A 9571-nucleotide genomic window follows, 5' to 3' on the forward strand; every position below is an offset into this window, starting at 1 on the left:
TCCCAAACCCCGCAGATATCCTCTGCGGGGTTTTTCTTTGGCGGGGCTTGGGATTCTTCTTCAACTGTCGTGCAGAAGAATTGAAACTTCAGCCCCCAACTTTGAACGCGGCGGAAAGCATCAAGGCGATGACGCAGGCAAAGCCGCCCAGCCACGACAGGCTGCGCAATGCCTGTTGCACGCTGAGATAAAAAACCCCATGCAGAATGCGAAATACAATGAAGGCCATCGCCAGCCATGCGACGTGCTGAGGGTTGACTTGTGCAAACTGGGCCATCATGACCGCGGCTGCGAATGCTGGAAACGCTTCAAATGCATTCAAATGGGCGCTATAGGCATTGCGGACGCGGTAGCTTTCCTGCTTGGCGACCCAACCACGTGGATCTTTGTTGTTGTAGCCGGGGGCGCTGGATTTGGCGAGCACTGCCCACACATAGGGCAAGCAGGCAGCAATGACGATGCAGCAGTAAGCAATGAACATGGAGAACTCCGGGCGGTAGGTGCTGGGAGTCTAGCCCGAACCTCGTGGCTCCGGGCTGGCGGCATGTTTTTGCTACTGTAGTGCGGCTATTTCGTGGCGGTGGGTTGCTGTGAAGGGCGCATCGCATCGCGAGCGGCCTTGAAGGGATTGCCTGGATACCAGTTCGGCCATTGGCCGCTATTGGCCAGAAGGTCGCCAACCGAATAGACCGCATCCAGATCCTGCACGATGCCATCCACGTTCCAGGTTGCAGCATCGTACTCATCGCCGGGTTTGTGATAGCGATGGTCGGTGTAGTCTTTGGTGGCTGCATCTCCCGCAGCGTGACCACCGTCCAGCAAATCCGTTCCGCTGGCGATATACAGTGCCGGTACGCCAGCTTTGGCGAAGTTGAAATGATCGGAACGGAAGTAGTAGCCGGCTGCGGTGTTGGACTCATCGACCATGCGTCGCTGCTGTTTGTTCAGCACAACCTTCAACAGATCTTCTAGTTGTGAACTGCCCTTGCCGACAACCGTGAGGTCACGCGCTTTCCCGATCGGTGACAGCGCATCTAAATTGATTACGGCCACTGTACTGTCCAGTGGGATTACCGGATGTGCGACGTAGTATTTGGAGCCGAGCAGGCCGGATTCTTCCAACGTCACAGCAAGAAACAGGATTGAGCGCTTGGGACGGGTGCTGGCTTTGCGAAAGGCTTCGGCGAGTTCCAATATCCCGGCCACCCCGGTGGCGTTATCCACTGCACCGTTATAGGTGTTGTCGCCGGGCTCACCCGCATGTGTGCCCAGGTGATCCCAGTGCGCCATATACACGATGGCTTGGTCGGGGGCTTCGCTGCCGGGTAACAGGCCTAGGACGTTGTGTGAGCGTTTTTCGGTGGTCTTGCTGCTTAAGGTCAAGGCGGCGGTGGCATTGATGGGGACTGCCTTGAATTCGGGTCTATTCGCTGCATCGCGCAGTTTGGCCAAATTCAGGCCACTTGCGTTGAACAACGTGTCTGCTGCCTCACCAGTTAGCCAACCCTGCACCGGCAAACGCGGGGTGGGATCATCCTTTGCGGGCAAGTCGTACTGTGGGCCGGACCACGAATTTTTCACCACATCCCAGCCGTAAGACGCACCGGCAGTATCGTGAATGATCAATGCTGCGGCCGCACCGTGGCGCGCGGCTTCTTCGAATTTGTAGGTCCAGCGCCCGTAATAGCTCATGCGCTTGCCATCGAACAGGCGGGCATCATTGCTATGAAAGCCTGGGTCATTGACCAGCATCACCACGGTTTTGCCCGTGACGTCGATGCCGGCGTAGTCGTTCCAGTTGCGCTCTGGCGCATCGACGCCATAACCCACGAAGACCATTGGGCTGTCTTTCAGGTTGATCTGCGTTTGGCCGGTGCGGGTGCCCACGACCATGTCGCGGCCAAAGATCAAGTCTTGCTGGGTACCTGCCACGTTGAGGTGCAGCACGGCGGACTCATCGGCGGTGGTTTCCACCATGGGCACAGTTTGTAGCCAGCGGTTGCCATTACCTGGTTGCAGGCCGATACGAGAAAATTGCGATTGGATGTAGTCGATGGCTTTGTCTTCGCCGGGCGAGCCTGGGCCACGCCCAGAAAATGCGTCGGAAGATAGGGTGCGCACATGCGCGATGAAGTCCGCGGCATTGATCGTCGGTTGGAACGCGTGATCACCCACGTTGATTGCGGTGCGTGTTGCAGCGGTGGTGACGGGGCCCGATGCCGGCCCCGTTTCGTGCGGACTACAGGCACACAAGAACAACACGGCGACGGATAGCATGGCGATGTGCATCGCGAAACTCCACTCGGGATTCTCGCGATTCTATCCTTCAAAGCTGATGCTCAAATGCGTCGTTACTCTTTCGGTGGCGTGGCACCGTCATACCGCACTGCGGTGGCACCGCTGAGGCTGCCGATGCGCGCGCGCGCATGCACGTACAGCCTCACCTCGCGTTCGAACACCAGTGGGCCTTCGACGACAGCATTGGGGCCAATCACGATGCGTGGAATCTTCGGCTTGCCAAACCAGCCGCCAAGATTGCCATGCTGTTTTTCAACCTTGATACCACCCTTCACGTGCGAGTCTGCGCCAACACTGATATCACCATTTACCGTTTCGATACGGCCGCCGACGTCGGTGCCCACGATACCGATGCCGCCATTGACAGTACTGATGCCGCCGCGTACCAGACTGCCGCGATCCGTGAAAATGCCGCCGTTTACGGTTTCTAACTTGCCGTCGATGCGTGCCTGTCGGCCAAAGCGAATGCCACCATTGACGGTGGAGACATCGCCGCTATTGACCTCATCGGCTGCCTCAATGCCGCCGTTCACCGTTTCCACGTCTCTGCTATGCGCACCGCGACCGAGTGTGATGCCACCGTTGACGGTGCTGAGATCGCCATAGATTTGACCGGCTTCGGCGGTAATGCCGCCATTGACCTTGTCGATACTGGGTGCGCGCCCCGCCGCATCTTGCGGGCCGGCAGAAGCCGCTAGGCTGGTTGCCAGCATACCTGCCATCAGCAAAGTCGTGCCCATGTGTAAACGCTTCATCCTGGCCTCCCGGCCGTGTGGGGTTAGCAGCTAGGATGCAGAATGCAGGCGCAGGGTTTAGTCGCCGTTACAATCAATGCACTCCCACGCAAATTTCCAGGAATACCCGTGTCCACGTCCATCTTGCCGTCACCCAAGCCCGTTGTCTTGTTGATTCTGGATGGCTGGGGGCATCGCGAGGAAACCGCAGACAATGCGCTGGCCTTGGCTAACTTGCCGAACTGGCACAGCTTGCTTGCGACCTGCCCGCACACGTTGATCCATACCGAAGGTCGCTTTGTGGGCCTGCCGGATGGGCAAATGGGCAATTCCGAAGTGGGGCATATGAATTTGGGAGCCGGCCGTATCGTGTATCAGGATCTGACCCGGGTGGATACCGCGATCGAGGACGGCAGCTTTTTTTCTAATGTGGAATTGGTTGCCGCTTGCGACGCTGCCAAGGCCAGTGGCGGGTGTTTGCACCTGATGGGCTTGCTTTCGCCGGGGGGTGTGCATAGCCATGAACACCATATCTTTGCGATGTTGGAGCTGGCACAGCGGGTGGGCGTGAGCAAGGTGGTTGTGCATGCATTTCTGGATGGACGCGACACGCCACCGCAATCGGCCGAAGCAAGTTTGCGTGCGCTGCAGATGCATTGCGCCGCGTTGGGTAATGCCAGCATCGGCAGCGTATGCGGGCGCTATTACGCGATGGATCGCGACAAACGCTGGGAGCGGTTGTTGCGTGCATGGAATGCCATTGTCGATGCCGATGGTGAGCAGATCGCTCCTGATGCCATGACCGCGTTGCAGATGGCGTATGCACGTGGCGAGAACGATGAATTTGTGGCACCCACCGTGCTGGAAGGCGCTGTCCCGATGCAGGATGGTGATGCCGTGGTGTTCATGAATTTTCGTGCCGACCGCGCCCGCCAGCTCACCGCGGCGTTTGTCGATCCGGCGTTTGACGGCTTCAGCGCACAGCGTCCTCAGCTATCGCGCTTTGTCTGCCTGACCCAATACGATGCCAGCTTGCCGGCTCGGGTGGCGTTTGCGCCCGATGATTTGCGGCAAACCTATGGTCAAGTCCTGGCCGAGGCTGGCAAGACCCAGTTGCGTATCGCGGAAACCGAAAAATACGCGCACGTCACCTTCTTTTTCAGCGGTGGCCGCGAGGCGCTGTTTCCCGGCGAGAAGCGCATCCTGATTCCCAGCCCGCAAGTGGCCACGTATGACTTGCAGCCAGAAATGAGCTGTCCTGAGCTCACCGAAAAACTAGTGGCGGCGATCATCGGGCAACAGTTTGATGCCATCGTCTGCAACATCGCCAACCCGGATATGGTGGGTCACAGCGGCATTCTTGAGGCCGCGATTTTGGCTGCCGAAGCGGTGGATGTGGCAATCGGCAAGATCAGTACTGCGGTACGCAGCGTGGGGGGCTGCATGTTGATTACGGCTGACCACGGAAACCTGGAAATGATGCGTGACCCGGAGACCGGGCAGCCACATACCGCGCATACGGTCGGGCCGGTACCGTTGCTGTATGTGGGGGAGCGCAGCACCAGCTTGCGCAGGGAAGGCGCATTGCGCGATGTGGCCCCAACGTTGCTGGAACTGCTCGATCTGCCGCAGCCGGCAGAGATGAGTGGGCAGAGCTTGTTGCAGCCGACCTGATGCGTGCAAGGATCGCCCTTGTCGTGTGCCTGCTGACGGTGTTGGCAGGTGTGCATGCGCAAGATGCCAAGGATGCCGAGCAGCGTTTGCAAAAAGTGCGCAGTGAATTGCGCGACGTGGCTACGCAGCGCCGCCAATTGGAAGGCCAGCGCGGCGACGCCAGTCGCAAGCTGCGCCAGGCCGATGAACAGGTAGGTGGGTCGCAGCGATCCTTGCAGCAGACTCAAGAGCAACTGCAGCAAAGCGCGGCCGAATTGGCGCGTCTGCAGGCTGAGCGGGCCCGTCACGCGGGAAATTTGCAGACCCGAAAAGCCGAATTGGCGAGCTTGTTGCGGGCCGCCCAGGCGGAAGGAGACGCCCCGGCACTCAAGGCATTGCTGGCGCAAGATCGTGTTGAGGATGCGACGCGTGCGGTGACCTTGGCCAGCTATTTGCAGCGCGCACAAGTGCAACGCATCCGTGCGCTGTCTGCCGAGATCGAACGCATTGAAGCGTTGGAGACCGGCATGACGCAGCAGCAAGCGGCGCTGGATGCTGCCCGCAAGCAACAGGCCACCCAGCTCGCCCAATTGCAGCAAGCCCGGCAGCAGCGTGCCAGCGTGTTGGCCGGAATCGACCAGCAGTATCAAGATCGCAGTGCCCGCGAAAAAGCGCTGGGGCAGGATGCCAAGGCGCTGCAGAATTTGTTGGCGCAGCTGCGGGCTGCAGCTGCGCGTGCCGAGCGTGAAGCAGCACGTGCCAAGGCTGAGACTGAACGGCTGGCCAAGGCGCCAGGCAAGCACACGCCAGCCCGCACGCGCACGCCGCCGGCGGTCGCATCACTGCAGCGCGTGGGTGGCATGAGCTGGCCGGTTGCGGGCAACTTGCTGGCCAGTTTTGGTGGGCGACTGCCGGATGGGCGACGCAGTGATGGGGTGTTGATTGCCGCCGCTGCAGGCACCCCCGTCAAAGCCGTGGCCGATGGCACGGTGGTGTATGCCGACTGGATGACCGGGTACGGCAATATCCTGATTGTCGATCATGGTCAGGGTTACATGAGTCTGTACGCGCACAACGATGGCTTGCTGCGCGAAGCGGGCGACCATGTGCAGCGTGGTCAGTCGGTGGCCACGGTGGGCAGCTCCGGCGGGCAGGACAGCCCGGGCCTGTATTTCGAGCTGCGCCGCAATGGTGCGCCGGTCAATCCGGCCGATTGGTTGAAGCGGCAATAAACCAGTCTTTTGCGGTGCGGGCAATCACAGGCATGATGGTGGCAACTTAAGCCGTGGCTGTCGGTCACACTGCAACCGAGCCCAATACTCGGTTTTCTCGGAGCAAGCATGCGCGTCAAACTTCTTTCGCTTCTTCTGTTGTTAGTGGTGCAGCCGAGCTTGGCCTTGGCGCAGAGTCAGCCAGGACCAGATGCACCGGCGGCGGGTCCGGACGATCTTGCACAGCAAGAGGCTCCACAGGATGAAGACCCCGATGCAATGGATACGGCCTCGGCAAAAGTACCGTTGGATGAAATCCGCCGTTATGTCACCGTCTATAACGCCATCAAACAAGCCTATGTGGATCCGGTGGATGACCACAAGCTGATGCAGTCGGCGGTGCGCGGATTGTTGCTGGATCTGGATCCGCACAGCGCTTATCTGGAAAAAGCCGAGGCCGAAGATTTCGACGAGCAAACGCGCGGCACCTACGATGGCGTTGGCGTGCAATTGCAGCAGTTGCCCGATGGCGCATTGCGGGTGGTGGCACCACTGGATGACAGTCCGGCAGAAAAAGCCGGGTTGCGCAGTGGCGATCGCATCATTGCGATTGATGGCAAGTTGCTGGGCAAAGGCCAAGCCGATGCATCCGCGCCTTTACGCGGCAAGGTGGGCAGCAAAGTCGTGGTCAAAGTGGTGCGTCAGGGCGTGAAAGCACCCTTCGACCTGACCCTCGTGCGCGACACCATCCGTGCCGCCAGCGTGCGCTCGAAACTGTTGGAGCCGGGGTTTGGTTACATTCGCATCAGCAGTTTCCAGGCGTCCACCGCGGCCGATTTCGTCAAGCAACTGGATGCGTTACAAAAAGCTGCGCCGTTGCGCGGCTTGTTGCTCGATCTGCGCAGTAACCCCGGTGGGCTGCTGGTCGGGGCTGTGCAAATTGCCGATGAGTTGCTGGACAAGGGCGAGATTGTCAGCACCAAGGGCCGTGAGTCGATAGGCAATAGCCGTTATGAAGCCACGCCGGGTGACCGTCTGCATGGCGCGCCCTTGATTGTGTTGGTGGATGCCGGGTCTGCCAGTGCGGCCGAAGTGTTGGCGGGCGCTTTGCACGACAACAAGCGTGCACTGGTGTTGGGTAGTCGCACGTTCGGCAAGGGCTCCGTGCAGACCCTGCTGCCGCTGGAAAATGGAGATTCGGTCAAATTGACCACGGCGCGCTACTACACACCGAGCGGGCATTCGATTCAGGCCTTGGGGATCGAGCCGGATGTGGTGCTGCATCCGCAAGCAGGCCAACGGCGACTCACCCCAATCAGTGAGGCCGAATTACCCGGCCATCTCGCCGCTGAACCCGGAGCGATGGAAGGCGACAACGCGGGTGAAGTGCTGCCGGGAACGCAGCCCATCGATGTGGCGTTGCTGGAGTTGAAAAAGCGTGCGGGCGTGAATGTGGAGGTCATTAAACCTGCCAACGCGAAGCCGGCTGCCGCGAAGTCTGCAGCGACGGCAAAGCCGGCCGGGAAGCGTTAATACCCGCGATTGTGGCGCAAGCGCCGCGCAATCGCCGCGCGGGTGAGCAATGCGAACACCACGCCAAACAGGAAGCCGGCAATATGCGCCGGCCACGCCACCGCACCCAATGCCGGCCCGCTGTAGGCAAACAGCAATTGCAGCAGCGCCCACAAGCCAATCAATAGGAATGCCGGCACCCGTACGAATTGCAAAAACAGGCCCAGTGGCAGCACCACGCCCAAGCGAGCACTTGGAAACAGCGCCAAGTAGGCACCTATGACCGATGACACCGCGCCACTGGCGCCGATCACGACACGATCTGGAGCGCCAATCGCGAGTACCGCCGCCAGATTGGAGAATGCGCCACCAAGCAAGAACAACAGCAAAAACCGACGCCCGCCCATGCTGCGCTCTGCGGGCAGTCCAAAGATCAACAAGAACACCAGGTTGCCCAGCAGGTGCAGCCAGTCAGCGTGCAGGAACAGGCCCGAGAACAGGCGCAGCACGCTGCCGTCCGATAGCGCATTGCGCCACGCTTGCACACTGTCCAAACCGCCGGTCAGCACCCCCCAATCCAAGGTGGCGGCGATGCGCCCAGCCGGGGCCACGAGTGCTGCTGCGACGTACGCCACCCAAAGGGTCGCGAACAACAATGGAGTGGCCCACAGCAGACGGCGGTGTTGGCGGGGGGGGATACCGACAAACATGACCAAGCTTCAATTTGCGATTGTGAATGTTAGCGTGTAGTTAAAATTGAGGTATAGTGACATACGGCGACGTATGTGGTGGGGAGCCTGCACTCTTGCAGCAGGAAAATCAGATACGCGCAAGCGCGACCCGTGGCCGGTATCGTTTGCCGGCCTCGAACCAAAACAATTAACGTAGCTCTGTGACCGGAGAACCATCGATGCGCAACACACTCACTCTTCGTACCTCGGCCCTTGCTCTGGCCGTTGTGGGCACTTTGTTCGTGGGCCAGGCGGCCGCTTCCGGCTTCCAGCTGCGCGAGCAGAGCGTCAAGAACCTCGGCAAGTCCAGCGCCGGCAGCATGGTTGGCAAAGATGCCGCCGTTGTTTCGCTGAACCCGGCCGCCATGGTCAATCTGGACAAGAATACCTTCCAGTCCGATCTCACCATGATTGATCTGAACGCGAAGTTCACCGGTGGTGGCTCGATCCTTGGCAACCCCGGCGCGCCGCTCAGCGGTGGCAATGGTGGCGATCCGGGGGATCCGACCCTGGTGCCGAACATGGCAGCCGTGTTCCCGATGCATGGCGGGTTGGAAGGCTTGACCTTGGGTGTTGCCGTCGGTGCACCGTTTGGTCTGGCAACCGATTACGACAAGAACTGGGTAGGCCGCTATCGTGCGCTGAAGTCCGACGTCAAAACCGTCGATTTGACCCTGTCTGCGGCGCTGAAATTGAGTGATGGTGTCTCGATCGGTGCCGGCGTGATCTATGAGCGCGCCACGGTTACCCTGAGCAAGGCGATTGATTTTGGCACCGCGATTTGCGCCGGTTCGGGCAACCCGATGAATTGCTTCAATCCCGCCTATCCGTTCAAGCCGCAAACCATGGATGGCGGCTTCACCGTGAAGGGTAGCAACAACGCCGTTGGCTATGTGGTGGGTGTGCAACTTGCACCAACCGACAAGTTGGCAATCGGTTTCAGCTACCGTTCGGAAATCAACCATCAACTCTCGGGTACGCTGGACTTCGAAGGTGTGCCGGCCCTGCTGGGTGCCGATCCACGCTTCAAGGACGGTGATGGTGGTGCGCGTTTGGTCACACCTAGCGTGGCCACGGTGAGCATCAAGTACGGCTTCACCGACAACTTCCGTGTGTTGGCGGACTTCCAGCGTACCGGCTGGAGCTCGTTGCAGGATGTGACCATCAAGCGCACCAGCGGTACCGTGGTGGGTAGCGAGCCCTTCCAGTGGGGCAACTCCAACTTCATGTCCTTGGGTGCCGAGTACGACATCTCGCCAGCCTTCACCTTGCGCGGCGGCATTGGTTCGGACAAGACCCCGACCAATGATCAGCACCGTACCCCACGCCTGCCTGACAACGATCGTACCTTGTACTCGATTGGTGCCAGCTGGAACGTGAGTGACAACCTGTCACTGGATGCCGGCTACCAGCACATCACCATCAAGAGCCC

Annotated in this window: 8 protein-coding genes; 4 read left to right on the top strand and 4 right to left on the bottom strand. The window is 59.8% G+C overall.

Annotation, left to right across the window (positions count from 1 at the left end):
* Positions 1–88 precede the first annotated feature (88 nt).
* The 3 genes from QWB57_RS04210 to QWB57_RS04220 form a co-directional block, all read right to left on the bottom strand.
* Positions 89–481: an MAPEG family protein gene (locus tag QWB57_RS04210; RefSeq protein ID WP_223625509.1), complete on the bottom strand. Its 393-nt coding sequence runs from the start codon at positions 479–481 to the stop codon at positions 89–91.
* An 86-nt stretch (positions 482–567) separates the two neighbouring features.
* Positions 568–2289, bottom strand: coding sequence for a M28 family metallopeptidase (locus QWB57_RS04215; RefSeq protein ID WP_288968476.1), 1722 nt, complete (start codon positions 2287–2289; stop codon positions 568–570).
* 62 nt (positions 2290–2351) lie between these two features.
* Positions 2352–3053 carry a hypothetical protein gene (locus QWB57_RS04220; protein ID WP_288968478.1) on the bottom strand — a complete coding sequence of 234 codons (702 nt, stop codon included), beginning with the start codon at positions 3051–3053 and terminating at the stop codon, positions 2352–2354.
* A 108-nt stretch (positions 3054–3161) separates the two neighbouring features.
* On the opposite strand from QWB57_RS04220, the gene gpmI reads away from it, so the two are divergent.
* From gpmI to QWB57_RS04235, 3 genes are all read left to right on the top strand, one after another.
* Positions 3162–4706: a 2,3-bisphosphoglycerate-independent phosphoglycerate mutase gene (gene gpmI, locus QWB57_RS04225; RefSeq protein ID WP_223625517.1), complete on the top strand. Its 1545-nt coding sequence runs from the start codon at positions 3162–3164 to the stop codon at positions 4704–4706.
* On the top strand, positions 4706–5917 hold the full coding sequence (locus QWB57_RS04230; protein WP_223625520.1) for a peptidoglycan DD-metalloendopeptidase family protein: 1212 nt from the start codon (positions 4706–4708) through the stop codon (positions 5915–5917). Before gpmI ends, QWB57_RS04230 begins: the two co-directional genes overlap by 1 nt.
* 108 nt (positions 5918–6025) lie before the next feature.
* On the top strand, positions 6026–7429 hold the full coding sequence (locus QWB57_RS04235) for a S41 family peptidase (RefSeq protein ID WP_223625523.1): 1404 nt from the start codon (positions 6026–6028) through the stop codon (positions 7427–7429).
* Here QWB57_RS04235 and QWB57_RS04240 read toward each other — a convergent pair.
* Positions 7426–8118 carry a rhomboid family intramembrane serine protease gene (locus QWB57_RS04240; RefSeq protein WP_223625526.1) on the bottom strand — a complete coding sequence of 231 codons (693 nt, stop codon included), beginning with the start codon at positions 8116–8118 and terminating at the stop codon, positions 7426–7428. The genes QWB57_RS04235 and QWB57_RS04240 overlap by 4 nt on opposite strands.
* Positions 8119–8318: 200 nt before the next feature.
* Here QWB57_RS04240 and QWB57_RS04245 point away from each other — a divergent pair.
* Positions 8319–9571 (top strand): porin (locus tag QWB57_RS04245; protein ID WP_288968479.1); only part of this gene is annotated, 1253 nt, incomplete at its 3' end.

Origin of the sequence: uncultured Thermomonas sp. (assembly GCF_937872235.1) — a bacterium.
Taxonomy (GTDB): Bacteria; Pseudomonadota; Gammaproteobacteria; order Xanthomonadales; family Xanthomonadaceae; genus Thermomonas; species Thermomonas beijingensis.

Coding starts and splice junctions, on each gene's coding strand:
- QWB57_RS04215 (WP_288968476.1), bottom strand. CDS start 2,289: ATGCACATCGCCATGCTATCCGTCGCCGTGTTGTTCTTGTGTGCCTGT.
- QWB57_RS04230 (WP_223625520.1), top strand. CDS start 4,706: ATGCGTGCAAGGATCGCCCTTGTCGTGTGCCTGCTGACGGTGTTGGCA.
- QWB57_RS04220 (WP_288968478.1), bottom strand. CDS start 3,053: ATGAAGCGTTTACACATGGGCACGACTTTGCTGATGGCAGGTATGCTG.
- QWB57_RS04235 (WP_223625523.1), top strand. CDS start 6,026: ATGCGCGTCAAACTTCTTTCGCTTCTTCTGTTGTTAGTGGTGCAGCCG.
- QWB57_RS04210 (WP_223625509.1), bottom strand. CDS start 481: ATGTTCATTGCTTACTGCTGCATCGTCATTGCTGCCTGCTTGCCCTAT.
- QWB57_RS04240 (WP_223625526.1), bottom strand. CDS start 8,118: ATGTTTGTCGGTATCCCCCCCCGCCAACACCGCCGTCTGCTGTGGGCC.